Source organism: Novosphingobium sp. PC22D, from assembly GCF_002556635.1.
Taxonomy (GTDB): Bacteria; Pseudomonadota; Alphaproteobacteria; order Sphingomonadales; family Sphingomonadaceae; genus Novosphingobium.
Genome location: NZ_MWMO01000013.1, coordinates 109,816 through 130,982, shown reverse-complemented (window position 1 = coordinate 130,982; position 21,167 = coordinate 109,816). Strand labels below are relative to the sequence as shown.

18 protein-coding genes are annotated in these 21,167 nt (G+C 66.9%); 12 read left to right on the top strand and 6 right to left on the bottom strand.

From position 1 onward, the window contains the following. Together B2G71_RS17700 and B2G71_RS17695 are read right to left on the bottom strand one after the other, a co-directional pair. Positions 1–1,023, bottom strand: coding sequence for a phosphotransferase (locus B2G71_RS17700; RefSeq protein WP_098108039.1), 1,023 nt, complete (start codon positions 1,021–1,023; stop codon positions 1–3). Further along, entirely contained in the window at positions 1,020–1,865 is an 846-nt protein-coding gene (locus tag B2G71_RS17695) for an alpha/beta hydrolase (RefSeq protein WP_168176405.1), read from the bottom strand. The genes B2G71_RS17700 and B2G71_RS17695 overlap by 4 nt, the downstream gene beginning before the upstream one ends. Positions 1,866–2,649: 784 nt before the next feature. On the opposite strand from B2G71_RS17695, the gene B2G71_RS17690 reads away from it, so the two are divergent. The 7 genes from B2G71_RS17690 (at position 2,650) to B2G71_RS17660 (ending at position 9,824) form a co-directional block, all read left to right on the top strand. Beyond that, on the top strand, positions 2,650–2,976 hold the full coding sequence (locus tag B2G71_RS17690; RefSeq protein WP_098108037.1) for a hypothetical protein: 327 nt from the start codon (positions 2,650–2,652) through the stop codon (positions 2,974–2,976). Then, positions 2,973–4,124, top strand: a complete 1,152-nt coding sequence (locus B2G71_RS17685) for a class I SAM-dependent methyltransferase (RefSeq protein ID WP_098108036.1) — start codon at positions 2,973–2,975, stop codon at positions 4,122–4,124. Before B2G71_RS17690 ends, B2G71_RS17685 begins: the two co-directional genes overlap by 4 nt. Beyond that, complete coding sequence (locus tag B2G71_RS17680; protein ID WP_098108035.1) at positions 4,124–4,882, top strand: alpha/beta hydrolase; 759 nt, start codon at positions 4,124–4,126, stop codon at positions 4,880–4,882. Before B2G71_RS17685 ends, B2G71_RS17680 begins: the two co-directional genes overlap by 1 nt. Positions 4,883–4,891: 9 nt before the next feature. After that, a complete protein-coding gene (locus tag B2G71_RS17675) occupies positions 4,892–5,113 on the top strand; it encodes a hypothetical protein (RefSeq protein WP_098108034.1) in 222 nt (73 codons plus the stop codon). Between the two features lie 66 nt (positions 5,114–5,179). After that, entirely contained in the window at positions 5,180–6,211 is a 1,032-nt protein-coding gene (locus B2G71_RS17670) for an alpha/beta hydrolase (protein ID WP_098108058.1), read from the top strand. Next, a complete protein-coding gene (locus B2G71_RS17665) occupies positions 6,208–7,080 on the top strand; it encodes an alpha/beta hydrolase (RefSeq protein WP_098108033.1) in 873 nt (290 codons plus the stop codon). Before B2G71_RS17670 ends, B2G71_RS17665 begins: the two co-directional genes overlap by 4 nt. Positions 7,081–7,334: 254 nt before the next feature. After that, a complete protein-coding gene (locus B2G71_RS17660) occupies positions 7,335–9,824 on the top strand; it encodes a TonB-dependent receptor (protein ID WP_098108032.1) in 2,490 nt (829 codons plus the stop codon). Positions 9,825–9,969: 145 nt separating this feature from the next. On the opposite strand, the gene B2G71_RS17655 is transcribed toward B2G71_RS17660, so the two are convergent. Then, entirely contained in the window at positions 9,970–10,800 is an 831-nt protein-coding gene (locus B2G71_RS17655) for an IclR family transcriptional regulator C-terminal domain-containing protein (protein ID WP_098108031.1), read from the bottom strand. Between the two features lie 242 nt (positions 10,801–11,042). Between B2G71_RS17655 and B2G71_RS17650 the strand changes: the two genes are divergently transcribed. From B2G71_RS17650 to B2G71_RS17630, 5 genes are all read left to right on the top strand, one after another. Continuing rightward, on the top strand, positions 11,043–12,464 hold the full coding sequence (locus B2G71_RS17650; RefSeq protein ID WP_240530204.1) for an MFS transporter: 1,422 nt from the start codon (positions 11,043–11,045) through the stop codon (positions 12,462–12,464). A 64-nt stretch (positions 12,465–12,528) separates the two neighbouring features. Beyond that, entirely contained in the window at positions 12,529–13,914 is a 1,386-nt protein-coding gene (gene leuC / locus B2G71_RS17645) for a 3-isopropylmalate dehydratase large subunit (RefSeq protein WP_098108030.1), read from the top strand. Then, positions 13,911–14,507 (top strand): 3-isopropylmalate dehydratase small subunit, encoded by a 597-nt coding sequence (locus B2G71_RS17640; protein WP_098108029.1) that lies wholly within the window; start codon positions 13,911–13,913, stop codon positions 14,505–14,507. Before leuC ends, B2G71_RS17640 begins: the two co-directional genes overlap by 4 nt. Further along, positions 14,504–15,358 (top strand): isocitrate lyase/PEP mutase family protein, encoded by an 855-nt coding sequence (locus B2G71_RS17635; protein WP_098108028.1) that lies wholly within the window; start codon positions 14,504–14,506, stop codon positions 15,356–15,358. Before B2G71_RS17640 ends, B2G71_RS17635 begins: the two co-directional genes overlap by 4 nt. Next, positions 15,358–16,485, top strand: coding sequence for an alcohol dehydrogenase catalytic domain-containing protein (locus tag B2G71_RS17630; protein WP_098108056.1), 1,128 nt, complete (start codon positions 15,358–15,360; stop codon positions 16,483–16,485). Before B2G71_RS17635 ends, B2G71_RS17630 begins: the two co-directional genes overlap by 1 nt. A 65-nt stretch (positions 16,486–16,550) precedes the next feature. On the opposite strand, the gene B2G71_RS17625 is transcribed toward B2G71_RS17630, so the two are convergent. From B2G71_RS17625 to B2G71_RS17615, 3 genes are read right to left on the bottom strand one after another with little or no spacing between them, the layout of a single operon-like run. After that, positions 16,551–17,180 (bottom strand): isochorismatase family protein, encoded by a 630-nt coding sequence (locus B2G71_RS17625; RefSeq protein ID WP_098108027.1) that lies wholly within the window; start codon positions 17,178–17,180, stop codon positions 16,551–16,553. Next, entirely contained in the window at positions 17,177–19,060 is a 1,884-nt protein-coding gene (locus B2G71_RS17620; RefSeq protein WP_098108026.1) for a hydantoinase B/oxoprolinase family protein, read from the bottom strand. Before B2G71_RS17620 ends, B2G71_RS17625 begins: the two co-directional genes overlap by 4 nt. A gap of 14 nt (positions 19,061–19,074) precedes the next feature. Further along, a complete protein-coding gene (locus B2G71_RS17615) occupies positions 19,075–21,123 on the bottom strand; it encodes a hydantoinase/oxoprolinase family protein (protein ID WP_098108025.1) in 2,049 nt (682 codons plus the stop codon). Between the last annotated feature and the right edge of the window lie 44 nt (positions 21,124–21,167).

Genomic DNA, 21,167 nt, shown 5'->3' with positions numbered 1-21,167 from the left:
TCAGATCATGCCCAGGTCGCGGGCGCGCGTTTTGATGTAGTCGCCGAGCCAGTCGAGGTTGCGGAACCGCAGCGTGCCGCGGCCGACCGCGCTGGAGGCCTTGGCCATGCCCGACACGAGGCGGAACGCCTTGGCCATCAGGAACAGCTCGCCGTTCGCCTTCTCCGCCTCGGTGAAGGGCCGCACGCTCTCGTAGCCGCGCTCGAAGGCATCGCCGATACTGTCGGGGAAGCCATAGAACAAGTTACCCCACACGAAGTTCTTGACGTCCTGCATCAGGAAGTCCTCGCCGGTGCCGTCGAAGTCGAGCAGCGTGATCGTGCCGTCCTCGGCCACATGGACATTGCTGGGGTGGAAGTCGCAGTGGCAGATGCCCATCGGCACGTCTTCCGACTGGAGCTGCGTCAGCCGCTCGCCCAGCTTTTCGGCGATGACCGCGTAGTCGCGCAGGTCGTCGGGACGGTCGTACACGAAGTCGAGCAGGGCGGGCACCGTCACCTGAAAACGCAGGGCGTTCTCCACGCCGTAGGGCTTGTCGCCGTGAAACTCCTGGCCGAGCAGATGCATCCGCGCGAAGGCGGCGCCGATCCGTTCGGCGGTTTCCTCACTGAGGCAATCACCGAACTTGCGGCCCGGCGCCCAGCTATAGAGCGCGACGGCGCGCACGCCTTCGGGGGTCATGATCTTGAAGTAGAGTTCGCCGTCGCGCGTGCGGAACGCGGTCGAGGCCGGGAAATCGTGCTGCTTGAGGAATTCGAGGAAATCGAGTTCCTCGCGCACCTCGTCGACGTCGCGGTAGGTCTTGCGCCAGACCCGCAGGGCATAGCGGTCCTCCGCGCCCTGAACGAGGTAGACGTCGTTCATGCCGCGATAAAGCAGGAAGGTCTCGAAGGGCCCCTTGAGATCGTAGCGGCGGGTGACTTCCTCGTTGATGAATTCGGGATCGACGACCGAATGCGTGATCCGCGCGACAACGAGATCGTCGGTCCCCTCGGTCGTGTTGCTGACGGTGGCGAGAGTCATTGGCTTGTCTCCTTGTCGAATGGCGTCCCGAAGAAGTCGCGCATCGCCGTCGCGAATGCGGCGACCGCCTCCGGCAGATCGAGAACGTCGCGATGAAACTGGGGAAATTGGGCAATGGTATGGTCGGGAACGAGGCGGACCGCCGCGATCGAGGCCTCGATCAGCGGCTCGTCGGGCTGGATCAGCAGCACCGGCTGCGTGACCCGGCGAAGCCGCTCGTAGTCGTAACTCCAGACCCCGACATAGGCCCAGGACGCGCGATCGAAGGCGCGCAGCTTGTCGATCCACAGCGCCGCCTGGTGCGCGATCGGGATGCCGGGGGTCCGATTGGCCACGACATAATCCCAGAGCTGGCGCGCCATGCCGATCGCGAAAGCGCCATCCTCGTCGATCACCGGGACCTGCCTGGCCTTGGCCAGGCGCTCGGCACGTTCCTCGGGCGAGCGCATCGGCAGGCCGGTAACCGCGACCTGGCGCACTGCGTCGGGTCGCGCCAGAGCCATTTCCACGGCAAGCAGCGATCCCGTATGAAAACCGTAGACGTCGAAGCCCTGCTCGGCTCCGAGCCCGGCGGCATCGAGGCTTTCGGCCATGGCCTGCGCATAGCCGGCCATCGACAGCGGCTCGGGCGGCGCGTCGGACATGCCATAGCCCGGCGTGTCGAAGGCGATCACCCTGCGGTCGCTCGCCAGCGCCGCGATCAGCGGTTCGTACTCGAACGACGAGGAGGGATTCTGGTGAAGCAGCAGGACCGGCCGGTGCGCGCTCTGCGCTCCGCTCTCGCGCAAGTGCAACTGCCCGTAGCGGCCCGGAACATAGCGTTTCGTGATCGACGAAGTCATGCGCTCTCCGTTGCGGGGCCGGGTCGGCGCCGGAACACCTGCCCCCGCCCGATCGCGACGCCGTCCGACCGGCCCGGCTTGAGCGCGAAAGCGCATGGACCGGCCGCGACGATCTGGTGGCCTCCCGCTTCGGTCCGCGCGACCCATTCAGCAAGGCCAATCCTCGCCGGAAGTCGCTTGGCGGCCATTTCGCCGAGCGCGACGATATCGAAACGCGACCGAACCGCCCGCCGAGCCCCATGGGCCGCCGCCGCGAGAGCCTCAGCGGCGGAGCCTTGATCGCGCCGCACGCGAGCCGCATCGTTCGCCCTCGCCCGCTCGTCCGCCGGGGCCGCGCCGCCTGGCCATGGCAGGGGCGCCGCACGCCGGACTAGGAGGTGATCGCTTCGCATTTCATTTTGATATGCACTTATACCAATTAATTGAAGCGGGAATCTCGTCCGGGCCGCCGAACAAACCGACCATGATCGTCTGGCGGAGATTCGTCCTCCCCTGCAGGACACTCAGCGACCCCGCAGCCTGAGCCGTGGTGTCCGCATGGCCGCTGGACAATTTCCGGCATTTTTGATATATACATATGACAAACGGGTCGGCGCGGCAGCTCCAGGCACGGCGAATGACGAGTGATCGCAGTTCGATCAATCCGGCCGGACGGTCTTCCCGGCGAGCCGGGCGATGGCATCGTTGTCGCGGTCGGACTTATGCTCGGCAACAATTCGGTCGCGCCGGATCTCCTCGTCTGCGCCCGCGACACCACAGATTCACGCAGGAGCCAGCCCAGCCCATGACCCGCACACCGCTTCCCAAGGCCCCCAACCGGCTTGATGCCATCGCCGGCAATCGCCCGTTCGATGAGCAGGTGCTCGGCATGATCGTCGGGCTCGCGTCGGAAGTGACCGTGCTGCGCGCCCGGCTCGACGCCTGCGAGCGGTTGCTTGTCGCCGGCGGTTCGCTGCTCCCCGGCGCGGTCGACGGCTACGAGCCCGACGCGCCGGCCCAGGCGGAGCGCGAGACGCTGCGGCGCTCGACCATGGAGAAGGTCTTCCGGCCGCTGCGCGAGGCGGCCGAGGCCGAATTGCACGCGACCACCGAACAGGAGCAAAGCCAATGACCGGAATCACCGAACAGCGCGCCGCGCTCGATCACCCGATGATCGCCGTACCCAACCACGACGAACTCGTGGAGCAGCTCTTCGTGCGTGACTTCAAGGTCTTCGTCCACGGCGAGCTCGAGCCGATACAAGCCGACATCGCCAAGCAGGAGGAGCAGTCGCTGCCTCCCGAAGCCGCGAACAGCAAGGTCGGCGCGCTGCGCGAACGGATGGAAGGTCACGAAAGCTTCCGCACCTGGCTCGCGATGAAGCGCGAAAGCCAGCGCCAGCTCTGGTCGACGATCGGCACGAGCGTCGAACGGCAGGCCGACGAACTCGAAAAGCTCGCGCGGATCGACAATCCGCGCGGCTCGGTCCGGACAGATCCCGACTTCGCCGTGCCGCAGTACATCAAGGACGGCGACATCCATCTGATGCCCGGCGGCAATGCGCACGACGACGGTTCGATCATGCAGGGCGCGGTGATGGATCGGGGCGGCGCGGTGTTCATGCTCGGCCGCAACGGCGGCATGCTCAACGACCTGCGCGGGCAGACCGCGATGGCCCACGCGCTGACGCGCTGGCCGGATATGGCGCCCGCGAAGATCCTCGACCTGGGCTGCGGAATCGGCACGAGCACCGTGCCCGCCGCCACGTGCTTTCCCGAGGCGGAAGTCCACGGCGTCGATGTCGGCGCCTCGATCCTGCGCTATGCCCACGCTCGCGCCGAGCATCTGGGCGCGGCGGTCCACTTCTCGCAGCAGAGCGCGGAACACACCGACTTTCCCGACCAGTCGTTCGACCTCGTTTATAGCTGCGTGCTGTTCCACGAGGCTTCGCAGGCGGCGGTGATGAACATCCTCGCCGAGTGCAAGCGGCTGCTCAGGCCGGGCGGCAAGGTCGTCCATCTCGAAGTGCCGCTGCTGCACGACAATTCCGATCCCTGGGTCGAACTCTCGGGCGAACTGGAAGCGCAGTACAACAACGAGCCGAACTGGCGCGGCGCACTCACGGCGGACTATTCCGGCCTGCTCGCCGCCGCCGGGTTCGAGGACGTCATGATCGGCTATCAGGCGACGAGCCCCGCCGCGCGTCAGGGTCCGTTCCGGTTCGGGCCCGAAAGCGAAGGCGTCTACCGGTCCTGGTTCGTCGCTTCGGGCATCGCCTGATGCGGATCGCCGCCGGGCTCGCGGCAGCCGTGTTGAGCCTTTCGCTCGGCTCTCCCCTCATCGCCGCCGGGCCCGCGCCGGTCGCCGCGCGGCCTCCCGACGCCGCGCCCGTTCCCAGGCGCCTCTCGCTCGCCGAACTGCGCGAGCGCTTCGGCTCGCCGGAGGACAAGTACGTTACCGTCAAGGGTGTCGAACTGCGCTACCGCGACGAGGGCGAAGGGCCGGTTCTGCTGCTGCTGCACGGATCGCGCAGCACGATCAGGGCCTGGGACGGAGTCGCCGCGCGCCTCAAGGATCGCTACCGCGTGGTCCGTTTCGACATGCCGCCGACGGGTCTTTCCGGCCCGCTCAGCGACGAGGCGGTCGCGGCGGTCGGATCGCCCGAGAACCTCGTCGCCGGCTTTCTCGACGCGCTCGGGATCGACAAGGCGAACGTCGCGGGCATGTCGAGCGGCGGCACGCTCTCCTACTATTTCGCCGCGGGCTATCCCGATCGCGTCGAGAACCTGATCCTCGCGAACACCCCGTCGAATCCGGTGCCGACGCTCAAGGTCGAAACGCCGCCCGCGCTCGCCGCCGCCATCGCGCGCTTCAAGCAGACCGGGATTGAGGGCATGGATTTCTGGTCGAACTATCTCGGCGGGCTCTACGGCGAGAAGGACCGCCTCGATCCCGATCTGGTCGAATATTATTACGAGACCAACCTGCGGGTGAATGAGCCCAATCCCCGCGGGCTCCACGCGCTGACGGCCAACTAGGACGTCACCATGGCGCATCTCAAGGCCGTCACGGCGCCGGTCCTGCTCATATGGGGCATGCGCGACTACGTGCTGCGCCCCGACGAGGAAGGCCGCGCGCTCGAGAGCTATCTCAGCAACGCGAAGAGCCGGTCGTTCGTCGCGCTGGAGACCGTCGGCCATTATCCCCCGATGGAATCGCCCGAGGCCGTCGCCGACCTGATCGACGCCTATATCCGCCGCGACCGCTGATCGCCGCTCGCGCCCGTGCCGGTGCGTAACGTCCTTGCCGAAGCCGTCATCTCGAAAGGCAAAGTCATGACCAAACGAATCGTGCGCGTCGTGGGCATCGTCCTGCTCATCTGCGGACTGATATTCCTCGGCTGGTTCATTCCCGCCAAGGCCGGCTGGTTCGCCAGCGACCGCGAGGCCATGGTCGAGCGCTATGCCCAGCCGCCCTCGCGCCTGGTTACCGTCGACGGCGTGCCGATCCACGTGCGGGTGGAGGGCAAGGGCTTTCCGGTCGTCATGTTCCACGGAACCGGCGTCAATCTGCACGAGTGGGACCCGCTCGCCGAACGGCTCAAGGACGATTTCACCGTCGTCCGCCTTGACTGGCCGCCCTACGGCCTCAGCGGCCCCAACCCCAGGGGCTACACCACGCCCGAAGCCGCGCGCCTCGCCGGACGCCTGCTCGACGAGCTCGGCTACAAGCGCTTCGCGACGGTGGCGACCTCGAACGGCTCCAACGTCGCGCTGACGCTCAATGCGATGGAACCCGGACGCGTCGCGGCGATGGCCTTCTCGATCATCCCGCTCGAACGCCCCAGCCAGACCCGCAAGGTCGACTGGAAAATCCGCGCGGCCGCGAGCTTCCACGAAGCGGTCATGCCCGAATATCATCCGCGCATCTTCTATCGCTGGGTCTTCGAGGATACCGGCCACAAAGGCTGGACGCCGCCCGACTACCTGGTCCGGATGATGTACGACATGAGCAATCTGCCCAAGGCCATCGAGAACCAGAAGTCGTACATCGCCGACAATGCCCGCCTGTTCAAGACGACCGACGTCGGCGCGGTCGCCGGGAAGGTCACCGCACCGGTCCTGCTGCAGTGGTGCTGGGAAGACACGATCATCTCGCAAGGCCCCGAAGCCTCCGTCCGCCGCTTCACCAACACCGACGTGAAAGTGATCGAATACCCGCACGTCGGGCACTGGCCGATGTGGGAGATCCCCGATCGCTTTGCCGACGACATCCGCGGCTTCCTCAAGTCGGTCGATCTCGAGGGCACGTCCGCGGCGCAGGCAGACTCGGCAGCACAGCCCGATCCGGCCGACGGCGCCGCATGACCAGCCGGCGGGAACTTCTCGGCCTCCTGGCCGGACTGCCGCTTCTCTCCCTCTCGCGCCCGGCCCTGGCGGCCTCGCGCAAGCGGGTCATCACGGCTCCCGGCGGCAGGCGGATCACCGTGACCGTGTGGAACGCTTCTGGGGAGCGCCAAGGGTACATCCTCTTTTCGCACGGCTTCCGCTCGGCGCCCGAATTCTATCCGGACTGGATCGCCGCCTGGGCCGGGGCCGGCTTCGAGGTTCATGCCCCGCTGCACACCGATTCGCTCCAACACCCGCTCATGGACAAGCCGGAGGGGCTTCCCGTCTGGAAAACCCGCGTCGAGGACATGCGCGCGGTCTCGCGGGCGATCGGCGCCGACTATGTCTGCGCCGGGCACAGCTTCGGCGGGCTGATGGCGCTGGTCGCCGGCGGCGTGACCGCCGAGACACCCGAAGGCATCACCGGGCCGCTCGCCGATCCGCGAGCGCGCGCGGTCATCGCGCTGTCACCGCCCGGCCCTCTCAAGGGCCTCGTCAGCAAGGAAGCCTTCTCTCACCTCGCGCGTCCGGCGCTCGTGCAGACCGGCACGCGCGACGTCTTGCCGGGCCGCGACGATCCGGAAAGCTGGCGCGAACATCTCACCGCGTTTGCCGAGGCGCTGCCGAGCGGCGACCGCCATGCGCTGCTGCTCGAAGGGGTCGATCACTATTTCGGCGGTCTCGTGTGCGATCCGGCGAAGACCGGCCCCGACCAGCACGCGCAGCTCGCGCTCGTCTCGCAGGTCACGCTCGCCTTCCTCGCCCGCTACGCTCCGGGCCGGGACGCCGAGAACCGCGCGCCACTCGCCGCGCCCCGCTCTCCGCTCCTGCGACTATATCATAAGTAATTTGGCCGCTTGCCGGAAGTGACGCCGCCTAACGCCCCGCCCACGGGTTTTTAGTCACCTTCCCGTTCGCGAATCTGTTCGACTGTCGATCAAACCGCGACTGGCGAACAGACAGGCCGCCGTTTTGTCCTACGTTGAAGTCAAATGAAGTCCGAACCGTACCCGCCGCGAATTGCTCGCCCGGGTGACGGCCCGACCGTTCCGCACGGAGCGCTTGCCAAGAAGAACACTCTTTCCCAGGGGGGACAACGGATATGATTGCAACCAGGTCTTACAAGTCCGCGCTGTTCGGTGGCGTCGCCATCTGCACGATGGCGCTGCCCCAGGCGGTTTCGGCGCAGGAGAGCCCCGCCGATCCTGATTTCTCCTCGCCCGGCGCCATCGTCGTCACCGCGCGCAAGACCAATGAATCGATCCTCGACGTGCCGCTGGCGGTATCCGCCGTCACCGCCGAAGAGATCGAAAAGCGCGGCATCACCTCGATCAACGACGTCGCCAGCTTCACGCCCAGCATCAACATCAACAACAACTCCGCCAGCCGCAACGACCGTTCGGCGCAGCAGTTGATCATCCGCGGCTTCACCCCCTCGGCCTTCACCAACCCGACCGCCTCGCTATTCATCGACGGCGTGCCGGTGAGTTCCTCGAGCGCCATCTCGATCATCAGCTCGCCCGAGCGCATCGAAGTGCTCAAGGGTCCGCAAAGCGCCTACTTCGGGCGCAACACCTTCGCGGGCGCGATCAACGTCGTGAACAAGGACCCGGGCCGCGAATTCGGCGGCTCGATCGGCGGCACCATCGGCACGCGCGACTATGTCCGCCTCCACGCCGACCTCGAAGGCCCGCTGGTCGGCGACTGGCTGCGCTTCCGCGTCACCGGCGATCACTATTCGAAGGACGGTTCGTGGAAGAACCGCTTCGCGCCTTCGGAAACGCTGGGTGACCAGCAAACCCGCGCCGCCACCCTGGCGCTCGCCGCCGATCCCGTGCCCGGCCTGAGCTTCAAGGCCTTCGGCATGCTGTCCAAAGACAAGGACGGCGCGTCGGACCAGGCGCTGATCTCGGCCTACGAAGTGACCGATCCCAACGGCAACATCGTCATCCCGGGCCAGAGCAACTGCACGCTTTCGGGCCTGAGCGCCAGCGGCGCGACGGTCATGAACCCGTACTTCTGCGGCATCGCGCCGCGGCCGAACTACGACTATCAGCCCTCGTCGAACACGACCGAGGATGCCTTCATCAAGAACTTCCTCGCGGCCCCGAACGGCCGCCTCGTCTCGCCCGAGGACGGCGTGCAGGGCTACGGCCTCAAGCGCCGCTTCTACCACCTGCACTTCGTGGCGGACTGGGAGGTCGGCGACACCGGCGTGACCCTTTCGTCGCTGACCGGCTACAACAACGAGTTCTACAGCCAGCTTGCCGACATCGACAACTACGGTTCGACGGCGCTGCCCAACAATGCGTTCGGCTCGGTTCCCCCGGGCGCGCGCACGTACTTCGACTATCCCTTCTACGTCGAGCGCCGCTACAAGGACTTCTCGCAGGAAGTCCGCGCCAGCTACGACAAGGGCGGCCCGTTCCGCGGTACGATCGGCGGCAGCTACCTCACGGCCAGCAACCAGGGCGGCCTCGGCGGCGGCAACACGGGCCTCGGAACGGTGACGTTCTCGCGGCCCAGCGGAAAGACCCGCTCGCGCACCTACGGCGCCTTCTTCGGCCTGACCTACGATGTGACCGAGGCGCTTTCGATCAGCGTCGAGGGCCGGTACCAGATCGACAAGCTCTACGCCTATGCGGCCCCCGGCGGCATCAGCTTCGGTCCCGGCGCGCTGCTTCCCGAAGGCTTCTACCCGGGCGGATCGCTTCTGGTCAGCGAGACGTACAAGAACTTCCTGCCGCGTGCGATCGTCCAGTACGATCTCACCCCCGACATGATGGTCTATGCCTCGTATTCCAAGGGCGTGAACCCGGGCACCTTCAACACGGCCTTCCTCAGCTATACGGACGAGCAGCGCGAGGCGGCCATCGCCAACGGCATCAAGATCGCCGTCGATCCGGAAAAGGTGACGAACTACGAAATCGGCCTGAAGGGGCAGCTCTTCAACCGCAGGCTCTCGTTCGCGCTCGCGGCTTACTACGCGCCGTGGCGCAACCAGATCAATCCGCTCACCTTCAACTACGTGGGCAACGGCACCCTCGAAATCCTGCGCGGCTCGGGCAACACCGGCTCGGTCGACATGATGGGCGTCGAACTCGAAGGCACGGTGGACCTGGGCGCGATCGACATCAACTTCGCCGGCTCGATCAACGACAGCGACATCAACAACTTCACCAATGCGACGGTGACGCAGTTGACCGGGATCACCGATTTCTCCGGCAACATGAACCAGAACACCTCGAAGTACTCGGCCAGCGCGGGCGTGCAGTACACCGCGGCGCTCACCGACACGAGCGACTGGTACGTGCGCGGCGACTGGACCTTCAAGTCGGGCGTCTACGCAAGTCCCGCCAACATCGTGCGCACGCCCGACCTGCACTTGTTCAAGGTGCGCGCGGGCATCGAGAGCGATCATTTCAGCGTGAGCGCCTTCGTGGACAACCTGTTCAACAACAAGACCGCGGTCTCGATCGACTACGGCTCGGTGCTGGTGCCCAACTTCGCCTACAGCACCTACAGCTCGCGGCTGCTGCTGGGTCTGCCGGACCTCAGGACCTTCGGTCTGGAGGCCAAGTACAAGTTCTGAGCGCGGCTGCCGCTCGACAAAAAGAAGGGCCCGTCGCACGGTTGGTGCGGCGGGCCTTCCCTTTTGGCGGGCCGGGCTCCCGAGAGTCGCGATGCGCCGGGCGCCCCGTCGGCGGCTCGGCCGCCACCGACGGGGCGTTCGTTCCTCAGTTGATGGACATGCTTGCCATGCCGGCCATCTCGCCCCTCTCGAAGACGGTATCGAACGAGCTGAGGTCCTCCGTGATCGCTTCGGCCGTTTCCTTCATGTCGTCGAGATAGCGGGTCACCGCCTCGCCCTGCTTCATCGCCGCAGCAAAGTAGATCAGCGTCAGCGCCGCCTCGAACTTGCCGTTGCGGAAGATCGGGACCGCGATCGAGGATGTCTTGCCGGGCGTGAGGTTGTGCTGGCCCCACCCGATCGCGGCATAGCCTTCCTCGCGGATCTTGTTGAGCGTGTTGACCGAAACGTAGGCCGTCATGTCCTGCTCTTCCGGCGCGCCGACGAGCGAGACCCAGTTCATCATCTGGTCGAGTTCCATCGGCGACAGTTGCGCGAGGCAGACCCGACCGGACGCGCAATCCATCAGCGGCAGCCGGAAGCCCGGGTAATACCGCTCGAACGTCAGCGAGGTTTCCGCATGGGTCGAATCGCGCACCACCATGTGCGTGCCGATCCGAACGGTCAGCGAGACCGGCCAGCCGACCTTCTGCGTCAGCCGGCGGATGTGCCGCTTGCCGCGTTCGACCAGCAGGCTGTCAGCCTGGAAACCTTGCGACAGCGACTGCACCATCGCGGTCGGCCGATAGTGCTTGCGCGCCGGTTCCTGCTCGATCAGGCCCTCGTGAATCAACGTCTGAACGATACGGCAGGCGGTGGGATACGGGATGCCGCCCCGTTTGGATATCTGCATCATGGTCAGCGATCCCATCTGGTTGATCTCCTGAAGGATAGAGATTGCGCGACACACGGCTCGTATAGGTACGCCTCGTTCCATCTTAGCCACAGACCCCGTTCTGGTTGTTGGTTCCGCTCCTCCATTCGCGAAACTGCCATTGGCGTCCGTGTTTATCCGACAGGCGACTTGGGACTATCCGCCAGGCGGATAGTCTGTTCGTTTTCGCGTTGTCCGTCGCGAAGAGCCGTGTCTTGTCAGTCAAGCGAACGGGTTTGACACGATGCCGTCACGCCCCGGGCCCACATGAGCCGGTCCCCTCGGACCGACGAGGAGACCCAAACTTGAATCAAGCAAGCGAGCCCGCCGGACCCGCTCCCGGCGACCGCCTCTCGACCAGCGTGATGCTGCGGTACGGCGTCGGGATGACGGGCGCGCAGATGTTCCGCGACATTCCCGCCGCGCTGCTGCCGGTGTTCATGACGACGGTGCTCGGCATTGAGGCCTGGGTCGCGGGCCTGGTGATCCTGCTGCCCAAGGCCTGGGTGATCTTCTGCGACCCGCTGATGGGCGCGTGGTCCGACCGGCGCGCGCCGACCACCGGGCGCACGCCGTTCCTGGTCGCGGGCGCGATCTCGACTTGCGTCGGCTTCCTCGCGCTGTTCACGCTCACAAACATCGAGCCGCCGCTCGCCGCCGCCGCCGCGGTGAGCCTGCTGTTCCTGCTGTCGATGACGGGCTTCAGCGGCTTCTCGGTGCCCTATCTCGCGATCGCCGCGACGCTGACGCGCAATCCGCACGAGCGCACCAAGCTGCTTGTCTACCGCCTCGTCTTCACTTCGGTCGGCGTCATTCTGGGCGTCGGTCTGGCGCAGCCGACGGTCTACTGGCTGGGGGGCGGCCAGCGCGGCTGGAGCGCCATGGCGGCGATCTTCGCGGGGGTGTGCCTCGTCAGCATGCTCGGCAGCGCGATCGGGCTGCGTCCGGTACTCAGGCAGAGGCCGACCCCCGCCAGTGCGCCCCAGTCGCTCAAGCGGCAGTTCCTCGCCGCCTGGCGCAACCGCCCGTTCCGCCAACTCACCGTGATCCACTTCATCCAGACGCTCGCGACCGCCTGCCAGTACACCGTGATCGGCATGGTCTTCATCTATCTGGTCGACGGCATCGAACTGATGCCCTTGTACATCTTCGCGATGGCGACGTGCGGCATCGTCATGCAACCGGTGTGGTTCCGCCTCTCGCGCCGGATCGGCAAGATCTCGCTGTTCGTCTGGCAATGCGCCGCCTGGTGCGCGGTCACCGTGTCGTGGCTGGCGATCGACTGGGGCGCGAATACCCAGGTCGCGCTGCCCATGCTCGGCGTCACGACGCTCAAGGACATCCTCATCGTGGTGCGCGGCGGACTGATCGGGATGGCCAACGTGGGCTTCATCCTCATCGTCACCTCGCTGTTCACCGATACCGTCTACCTCGGCGAGGACGGACACGGGACGACGATGGAAGGCAGCTTCGCCGGGCTCTGGTCGGCGATCGAGAAGCTCGCCTTCGCGCTCGGTCCCGTGGTAGCGGGCACGATCCTCAGCCTGAGCGGCTACCGCGCCTCGAAGGAAGGGCCGGTCACGCAGGACCCGCAGGCGCTGTTCGGCATTCTCGCGAACTACTCGATCGTGCCCTTCGCCTTCTTCGTGGTGAGCCTGCTGCTGGTTCCGCGCTTCGCGCGCAGCGTCTCCGCCGCCGAAGCCCGGCGCGGCGCACTATCCATGTAGCGAGCACCGCGCCCTGCGGTGTCGACGCTCGGCCACGCCGGCTGCAAGGAGCCGGGGCGAAACCATGACCGACACTAAGAACGCGCAGACCCTCTACGATCGCCTCTGGAGCGATCACGTCGTCGCACGCGGCCAGCAGGGCCGCGACTTGCTCTACATCGACCGGCACATCCTGCACGAAGTGAGCACGCCGCAATCGTTCGAGCTTCTGCGCGAGAATCATCTCGAGGTGCGGCGTCCCGAGACCCAGCTCGCGGTGCCCGACCACGCCGTGCCCACGCGAGACCGCGGCGCGGGCATCCGCGAGGAACTGGCCCGGCGGCAAGTGGCGCTGCTCGAAGCGAACTGCCGGGCCTTCGGCATCGAGTACATCCCGCTCACCGACGAACGGCAGGGCATCGTCCACGTCATTGCGCCCGAGCAGGGGTTCACGATCCCCGGCATCACCATCGTTTGCGGCGACAGCCACACCGCCACTCACGGTGCGTTCGGCGCGCTCGCCTTCGGCATCGGCGCGAGCGAGTGCGGCACGCAGATGGCCACGCAATGCCTGTGGCAGACTCGCGCGAAGACAATGCGCGTCACCTTCACGGGCGCCCTGCCCGCCCATGTCACGACCAAGGACATGATCCTCGCGCTGATCGGCCGGATCGGGGCGTCGGGCGGCAGCGGTTATGCGCTGGAGTTCGCGGGCGAGGCGGTGCGCGCCGCGAGCATGGAAGCGCGCATGACCTTGTGCAACATGGCGATCGAGGCCGGTTCGCGCGTCGGATTGGTCGCGCCCGACGACACCACCATCGCCTATCTCGACGGCCGTCCGCGCGCGCCGCAAGGCAGGTCGTGGGACCAGGCCGTCGCGCACTGGCGCACGCTACGCTCCGACGACGAGGCGTTCGAGCGCGAAGTGGAGATCGATGCCGCCGCGCTGGCGCCGCAAGTCACGTACGGCACCTCGCCCGACCAGGTGATTGGCGTGGACGAGACGGTGCCCGAGGCCTCGCGGCACACGATGGACTACATGGGGTTGAACGTCGGACAGCCGCTCGCCGGGCTGCCGGTCGATTACGCCTTCATCGGCAGTTGCACCAACAGCCGGATCGAGGACCTGCGCGCCGCCGCCGCGCTGATCCGGGGCCGGACGGTGGCGCCGGGCGTGACCGCGATGGTGGTGCCGGGATCGACGATGGTGAAGCGGCAAGCCGAGGCGGAAGGCCTCGACAAGCTGTTCACGGCGGCAGGCTTCGAATGGCACGAGGCGGGCTGCTCGCTGTGCGTCGCGATGAACGGCGACCGCGTGCCCGAAGGCAAGCGCAGCATTTCCACCTCGAACCGCAACTTCGAGGGCCGACAGGGCGCCGGCGCGCGCACCCACCTGGCGAGCCCGGCGATGGTCTGCGCCGCCGCCCTCGCCGGCCGCATCGTCGACGTGCGAAAGGAGCACGTGTCGTGACCGCCGTCCGCACCGTCTCCGGCAAGGCCGTGTCGCTGCCGCTCGACGACATCGACACCGATGTCATCTTTCCGGCGCGCTACCTGCTGCATACCGAGAAGAAGGGTCTGGGCCGCTTCGCTTTCCACGACCGGCCCGAGATCGTCGCCGCGTTCGAGGCGGCGGGCCATCCGCAGATCCTCGTCGCGGGCGCCAATTTCGGCTGCGGGTCCAGCCGCGAACACGCCGTCTGGGCCCTGGCCGGGCTGGGGCTGCGAGCGGTGATCGCGCCGTCGTTCGGCGAGATTTTCCGGGGCAACTGCGCCAACAACGCCGTGATCGCCGCCGCGGTCGATGCGCGGCACATCGGCGGACTGCACGCGGCGGCGGCGGCCGGAGGCGAGATCGCCGTCGATCTCGAAGCGCAGGAAGTCCGCGCCGATACGCTCGCGGTGCCCTTCGCCATCCCGGCCGGCGACCGGGAAATGCTGCTCGAAGGCTGGAACACGACGACCCGGCTGCTCGCCCTCCACGGCGAGGCCATCGCGCATTTCGAAAATCGCCAGCGGGCCGAGCGTCCCTGGCTCTGGAACAAGGACGAGACCACGCCATGACCGATACCCGCCTCAAGGACAAACTCGCCAGCGGGGAGTTCTTCGTCGTGCCCGGCGTGCACGACATGATCGCGGCGCTCATGGCCGAGCGCGCGGGCTTCGACATCGTCTACGGCAGCGGCTACTGGACGACCGCCTCGGCCTACGGCCTGCCCGACGCCGGCATCGTCACCTACACGCAGATGCTCGACCGCATGGCGACGGTGAAGCGCACCGTCTCGAGCGCGCTGATCGCCGACGCCGACACCGGATTCGGCGGGCTGCTCAACGTGCATCACACCGTCAAGGGCTACGAGGGCGCGGGCATCAGCGCGATCCAGCTCGAGGACCAGGAATTTCCCAAGAAGTGCGGCCACACGCCGGGCAAGCGCGTGGTGCCGACCGAAGACATGGTCGAGAAGATCAAGGTCGCGGTCGAGGCGCGCGAGACCATGCTGATCATCGCGCGCACCGACGCCTACCAGACCTATGGCCTCGACGAAACGCTGCGCCGCCTGGAAGCCTACGACAAGGCGGGCGCCGACATCCTCTTCGCCGAGGCCATCACCACCGAGGAAGAGATGCGCAAGGTCTGCGAGACTTTCGGCAAGCCGGTGATGGTCAACATCGCCAACGGCGGCGTCACGCCCCCGCTTCCGGCCAAGGACCTCGCGGACATCGGTTTCGCCTTCTCGATCTACCCCTCGCTCTCGAGCCTCGTCGCGGCCAAGGCGATCGAGCAGGCCTTCGCGCAACTGCGTGACGACGGCAACGGCGAGCCGAACGAGCCGCCGCTGTTCGACTTCAAGGAGTTCTGCTCGCTGATCGGCTTCGAGGACGTCTGGGCCTTCGACAAGAAGTGGGCCCGGTGATGAGCGGCAAGACCCGCGCGGCGGTGCTCGAACAATCGGGCGGTCACACCGCACCCTATGCCCGCAGCACGCCGATGCGGTTCACCGAGCTTGATCTCGACCCGCCCGGCGCGGGCGAAGTGCTCGTCCGCATCGAGGCGGCCGGGCTGTGCCACTCCGATCTCTCGGTGGTCAACGGCGACCGCGTGCGGCCGATGCCGATGGCGCTGGGGCACGAGGGCACCGGCATCGTCGAGGCGCTCGGCGATGGTGTGACCGGCCTCGCCCCGGGTGACCGCGTGGTGCTGGTCTTCCTGCCGAGTTGCGGACAGTGCAAGGCCTGTCTGTCGGGCGAAGGCTACCTGTGCGACGTCGGCGCGGCGGCCAACGGCAAGGGCGAACTGCTCGGCGGCGGCTTTCGCCTCCACGAGTGCGGACACGACGTGCACCACCATCTCGGCGTCTCGGCGTTCTCGAACCGGGTGGTCGTGGACCAGCGCTCGACGGTCAAGGTCGACCGCGACATTCCCCCGCAGATCGCCGCCGTGTTCGGCTGCGCGGTGCTGACGGGCGTCGGCGCGGTGACCAATTCAGCCAAGGTCGCGCCGGGCGAAAGCGTGATCGTTTTCGGCCTCGGCGGTGTCGGCCTTTCGGCGCTGATGGGCGCGATCGGCAGCGGCGCGGCCACCGTCATCGGCGTCGATCTTGCCGCCGGCAAACTGGACAAGGCGCGCGAACTCGGGGCCATCGCGGTTTCGCCCGAGGGCCTCGCCGACGCCATCGCCGAGCACTTGCCTGCCGGCGGCGCGGACGTCGTGATCGAGACCGTCGGCAACGCCAAGGTGCTGGGCCAGGCCTACCGGGCGGGCCGTCGCGGCAGCCGCATCGTCACCGTCGGCCTGCCCCCGCCGGACCAGAACCTCGACATCCCGGCGCTCTCGCTGGTGGCCGAGGGCAAGACCCTGATCGGCTCGTACATGGGTTCGTCGATCCCCGCGCGCGACATTCCGCGCTACATCGGCATGTGGCGCGCGGGGCATCTGCCGGTGGAGCAGCTCATCAGTTCGACCCATGTTCTGGAAGACCTCAACGACATGCTCGATGCCATGTCGAACGGCGAGGCGATCCGCCAGATCATCGTGTTCTGACGCAAGCACCATCCCGCGAGAACCCGGGCCGATGCCCCCTTTGGTCGGCCCGGGGCGGGGCGGGATCAGCCGATGAGGCCGATCGCCTGCTCCTCGCTGAGAACCTCGGCATACTTCTTCGACAGGTCGAACAGGTTGGATTCGTGCGGGCGTGCGTCGCGGTCGCCGCAAGCGTCGCGCACGACCAGCGGCACGAAGCCGTGCTGCAAGGCATCGAGCGTGGAAGCGCGCACGCAGCCCGAGGTCGAGAAGCCGGTGATCAGCAGCGTATCGATCCCCATCGCCACGAGCGTCGAGGCGAGCGAGGTTCCGAAGAACGCCGATGCATACTGCTTGGTCACGATCACGTCGCCCGGCTCGGGCTGGAGCGAGGGCGGGAAGGCCCCGAGCGGCGATCCTTCGAGAAAGGATTCGAGCGCGGGCACCTTCTTGTAGAACAGCCCGCCGTCCACCCCGCCCGCGCGGTAGACGACATTGGTGAAGATCACCGGCATGTCCACCTTGCGCGCCGCCGCGGTCAGCCGCTCGCACGATGCAAGCGCGACCTCGAACCGCGGCGAGTAGAGCGGGCAGTCCGGCGTAAGGTAGGCCATGACCACGTCGACGTGCAGCAGCGCGGGTCTCTTGCCCGGCTGCAGCGCGCCGCCGAAGCCGCCCCGGACATAATCGTCGCCGAGGTCCGGCTCGCCGCTCACTCGGCGGCCTCGACCATCGGCACGTGCCACTGCGGCTGCTTGGGCGCGGGCAGGCCGGTTTCGGCGAGGCAGTTGGCGCGCAGGGTCTCGATGTCGGGACCGAAGTTGAACGGGCTGTCGCTGGCGGGCCGTTCGGCGCGGATCTTGTCGCGCAGCGCCGTGGTGGCGGCCTCGTCGAGCGAGCCGTCTTTCGCGACGACGACGCCATAGGACTTCGCGCCCTCGACGGTGACGAGGCCCTGGCCGATCTCCTTGACCACCAGCGCGGGGTCGCGGTCGAGCGGGTCGCCCCAGCCGCCGCCGCCCCAGGTGATGAAGTGGAGCTGGTCGCCGGCCTCGACCGCGTAGTCCTCGAGCTTGTTGCCAAGCACGATCTCGGTGCCGTCGGACTTGACCAGCACCTTGCGCGCCCGCTTGCCCGGCTCGCCGCCGTTGACGCCCCAGGGCGGGACGAACCAGCGGTCGTCGTGGATGGCGATGACCCCGGGCTCAAGGAAGCGGTAGACCATGTCGATGCCGTTGCCGCCGCGGTGCAGGCCCGCGCCGCCGGAGTCGGGCACCGTCTCATAGCGCTCGATCCGCAGCGGGAAGTAGCGCTCGAGAAACTCGTTCGGCACGTTGGTGAAGCCCGGCCACAGCGAGTGACCGTCGGGCCCGTCGCCTAGCGGACGGCCTGGGATACCGCCGAAGCCGATCTGGAAGAGCTGGAACCACTTTCCGTTCTTGTCGGTGCCCGCGTAGAACAGGTGCGGCGAGGACGAAAAGCCTGCCGCATTCAGGAATTCCGGGGTCTTCTGCCCCAGCAATCCTCCCAGAATGTCGAACAGGCGGCCCAGCGCGTGGGTGCGACCCGAGAGCGCGGCGGGGAAATTCGGCTTGAGCAGCGAGCCCTTGGGAATCCGGACCTCGATCAGCGGATAATAGCCGTCGTTGAACAGGATCTGCGGATCGAAGACCATGATCATGTAGATGCCGAAGAACATCTTCATCATGTTTTCGTTGAGAAAGAAGTTGATCGAGGCCTGACTCTGCGGGTCGGTCCCGTCGAAGTCGAGCACGACCTTTCCGTTCTCGCGCCACATCGTGCACTTGATCTTGTACGGGCCGTAACCCATGCCATCGTCGCAGATGAAGTCCTCGAAGCTGACCTTCTCTTCGGAAACCGAAGTCTCGATCAGCGTCTGCATCGCCTTGTAGTTGCGGTCGAGCAGCAAGTCGGTGGCCGAAGTGTAGACGTCGTCGCCGAAGCGCTCGGCCAGTTCGACGACGCGCCGCGCGGCGACCCGGCACGACGCGATCAGTGCGTTGAGATCGGCCTTGCACCAGTCCGGCGTGCGAACCTGGTGCATGACCAGCTTCATCAGGTCTTCGTTGAACTGCCCCTGCTTCCACAGCTTGACTGGCGGGATGCGAACGCCTTCCTGGAAGATCGTGGTCGCGTCGATCGGCATCGAGCCGGGCACCTTGCCCCCGATGTCGGACTGGTGGCCGAACATCGAGGTATAGGCCAGCAGGCGGCCGTCCTTGTAGACCGGCATCAGCACCAGCCAGTCGTTGCAGTGGCTGATCGCGCCGCCGACCGAGTACGGGTCGGACAGGAAGATCAGGTCGCCGTCCTCGACGGTGCCCTCGAACCCTTCGAGGAAGGGACCGATATAGGAACCGAACTGACCGACGATCATCCGGCCCTTGTGGTCGGCGATCAGCGGGAAGGCGTCGCCCTGTTCGCGAATGCCGGGCGACATGGCGGTGCGCACCAGCGTCGCGTCCATCTCGATGCGGGCGTTGCGCAGCGCGTTCTCGATCACCTCGAGGGTGACGGGGTCGATGTCGACCGTGGCGAAGGGCTTGTCGTTGTCCTGGATAATCCGGGCGGGCATGGGTCTGCGTCCTTTCAGGCCAGGTTGATGAGGATGTTGCCGACGCGGTCGACGGTGCCGGTGCAGTCCGCCTCGATCAGCGTGGTCGAATCCATCTCGATGACGATTGCCGGTCCGGGGATCACGTCGCCCGCCTTCAGCTTGGCGCGGTCGTAGATGACCGCGGGCTGCATCTTGCCGTCTGCCCACAGTTCGTGGTCGCGCAGCTTGGCGTCGCTCGGGTCGCCGTTGCCCTCGGGCAGCGCCGGCGCCTCCAGATCGAGCACCGGGCCAAGCGCCACCGCGCGCAGGTTCACCAGTTCGTGCGGGCTTTCCATGTTGAAGGTGAACAGCCGCTCGTGCTCGACGTCGAATCGCTTGGTGACGCCCGCGAGGCCGTCCTTGCGCAGCGTTTCGGGATCGATCGCGAGCGGCACTTCGAACGCCTGCCCTTCATAGCGCACGTCGAGTTCGAAAGTGACGGTGACGTCCTCTTCGGCGATGCCTTCCGCGGCCAGTTCGGCGCTGGTCTGCGCGGCCATTTCCTCGAGCTGGGCCAGCACGTCATCCTCGTCGGTCTCGTCGAACCGGCGCGAGAACGAGCGCGCGAGTTCGGTGCGCATGCGTGTCGTCGCATCGCCCAGCGCGCACAGCACGCCCGGCGAGACCGGCGAGACCGCGGGCCACGAGCCCATCAGCCGCGCGACCGCGTTGACATGGAGCGGTCCGGCGCCACCGAAGCCCATCAGCGCGAAGTGGCGCGGATCGTAGCCCTGCTGCACCGAGATCATGCGCAGCGCGCCGAACATGTTCTCGTTGACGATGTCGATGATGCCGCGCGCGGCTTCCATCAGGCCGATGCCGAGCTTGTCGGCGATCGTCTGCACCGCCTTCTTCGAGCCCTCGCGGTCGAGCGTGAAGGTGCCGCCAAGCAGCGATTCCGGCAGGTAGCCGAGCACGACGTTGGCGTCGGTCACGGTCGGTTCGGTGCCGCCCTTGCCGTAGGCCACCGGGCCCGGCACCGCCCCCGCAGACTGCGGACCGACGCGCAGCGCACCGGTCAGTTCGGGCACATAGGCGATCGAGCCGCCACCCGCGCCGACCGTCTTCACGTCGAGCGCGGAGGCGCGCACAGACAAGTGGCCCACGTCGGTCGTGCGCACGCGGCGCGCCTCGAGCGCCTCGATCAGCGCGACGTCGGTCGAAGTGCCGCCGACGTCGAGCGTGAGGATGTTCTCGAGCCCCGCGTTCTTCGCCACCCACAGCGCGCCGGTAACGCCGCCCGCCGGCCCCGACATGAGCAGCGCGACCGGATGCTCCTCGGACTTCTCCGAGGACATGAGCCCCCCGTCCGAGCGCAGCAGCGAGAGCGAGCCGGCCATGCCGGAATCGCGCAGCTTGCTCCTCAGGTTGCGCACGTAGCTGCCCACGACGGGGCGCACCGCGGCATTGGCGACGGTGGTCAAGGTACGCTCGTATTCCTGCATCTCGGGCAGGACCTCGTGGCTGAGTGAAACCGGCACGCCCGGCAGGATCTCGGCAGCTAGCTCGCCCACGCGCTTTTCGTGCGCGCCGTTCAGGTAGCCGTTCATCAGGCTGACGGTCAGCGCCTCGACGCCGCGCGCCTTGAGCTTTTCGAGCGCGGCGCGGATGTCGTCATCCTCGACCGGGCGAACCTCGTTGCCCTGCGCATCCATGCGGCCGGCGATCTCGAAGGTATCCTCCAGCGCGGCGAGCGGTTCGGGCTTGGGCCACACGATCCAGCCCGCCAGCCCACCCGGCACGAACGAGCGCGCGATCTGCATGACCTGGCGGTAGCCCTCGCTGACCACCAGCCCGACGCGCGCGCCCTTGCCCTCGAGCATGGCGTTGGTGGCCACCGTGGTTCCATGGAGGAAATAGTCGATGTCCGACGGCTCGATACCCGCGTCGCTGCAGATGCCGGCAAGCCCGTTCATGATCCCTTCGGAACTGTCATGCGGCGTCGAGGGCGTCTTGGTTCGCCAGAACGATCCGCTTTCCTGATCGAAGAGTAGAAGGTCGGTGAACGTCCCGCCGACGTCCACGCCCAGCCGATATGACATCAAGTCGTCTCCAGATTTTGACCGCGCACAAACAAGCTCTTCAC

What these genes read in the sequence shown, in the direction of transcription:
- B2G71_RS17615 (WP_098108025.1), bottom strand. Translation starts at nt 21,123, where the DNA reads ATGTCATATCGGCTGGGCGTGGACGTCGGCGGGACGTTCACCGACCTT.
- B2G71_RS17660 (WP_098108032.1), top strand. Translation starts at nt 7,335, where the DNA reads ATGATTGCAACCAGGTCTTACAAGTCCGCGCTGTTCGGTGGCGTCGCC.
- B2G71_RS17635 (WP_098108028.1), top strand. Translation starts at nt 14,504, where the DNA reads ATGACCGATACCCGCCTCAAGGACAAACTCGCCAGCGGGGAGTTCTTC.
- B2G71_RS17685 (WP_098108036.1), top strand. Translation starts at nt 2,973, where the DNA reads ATGACCGGAATCACCGAACAGCGCGCCGCGCTCGATCACCCGATGATC.
- B2G71_RS17670 (WP_098108058.1), top strand. Translation starts at nt 5,180, where the DNA reads ATGACCAAACGAATCGTGCGCGTCGTGGGCATCGTCCTGCTCATCTGC.
- B2G71_RS17695 (WP_168176405.1), bottom strand. Translation starts at nt 1,865, where the DNA reads ATGACTTCGTCGATCACGAAACGCTATGTTCCGGGCCGCTACGGGCAG.
- B2G71_RS17675 (WP_098108034.1), top strand. Translation starts at nt 4,892, where the DNA reads ATGGCGCATCTCAAGGCCGTCACGGCGCCGGTCCTGCTCATATGGGGC.
- B2G71_RS17700 (WP_098108039.1), bottom strand. Translation starts at nt 1,023, where the DNA reads ATGACTCTCGCCACCGTCAGCAACACGACCGAGGGGACCGACGATCTC.
- B2G71_RS17655 (WP_098108031.1), bottom strand. Translation starts at nt 10,800, where the DNA reads ATGGAACGAGGCGTACCTATACGAGCCGTGTGTCGCGCAATCTCTATC.
- B2G71_RS17690 (WP_098108037.1), top strand. Translation starts at nt 2,650, where the DNA reads ATGACCCGCACACCGCTTCCCAAGGCCCCCAACCGGCTTGATGCCATC.
- B2G71_RS17630 (WP_098108056.1), top strand. Translation starts at nt 15,358, where the DNA reads ATGAGCGGCAAGACCCGCGCGGCGGTGCTCGAACAATCGGGCGGTCAC.
- B2G71_RS17665 (WP_098108033.1), top strand. Translation starts at nt 6,208, where the DNA reads ATGACCAGCCGGCGGGAACTTCTCGGCCTCCTGGCCGGACTGCCGCTT.
- leuC (WP_098108030.1), top strand. Translation starts at nt 12,529, where the DNA reads ATGACCGACACTAAGAACGCGCAGACCCTCTACGATCGCCTCTGGAGC.
- B2G71_RS17620 (WP_098108026.1), bottom strand. Translation starts at nt 19,060, where the DNA reads ATGCCCGCCCGGATTATCCAGGACAACGACAAGCCCTTCGCCACGGTC.
- B2G71_RS17680 (WP_098108035.1), top strand. Translation starts at nt 4,124, where the DNA reads ATGCGGATCGCCGCCGGGCTCGCGGCAGCCGTGTTGAGCCTTTCGCTC.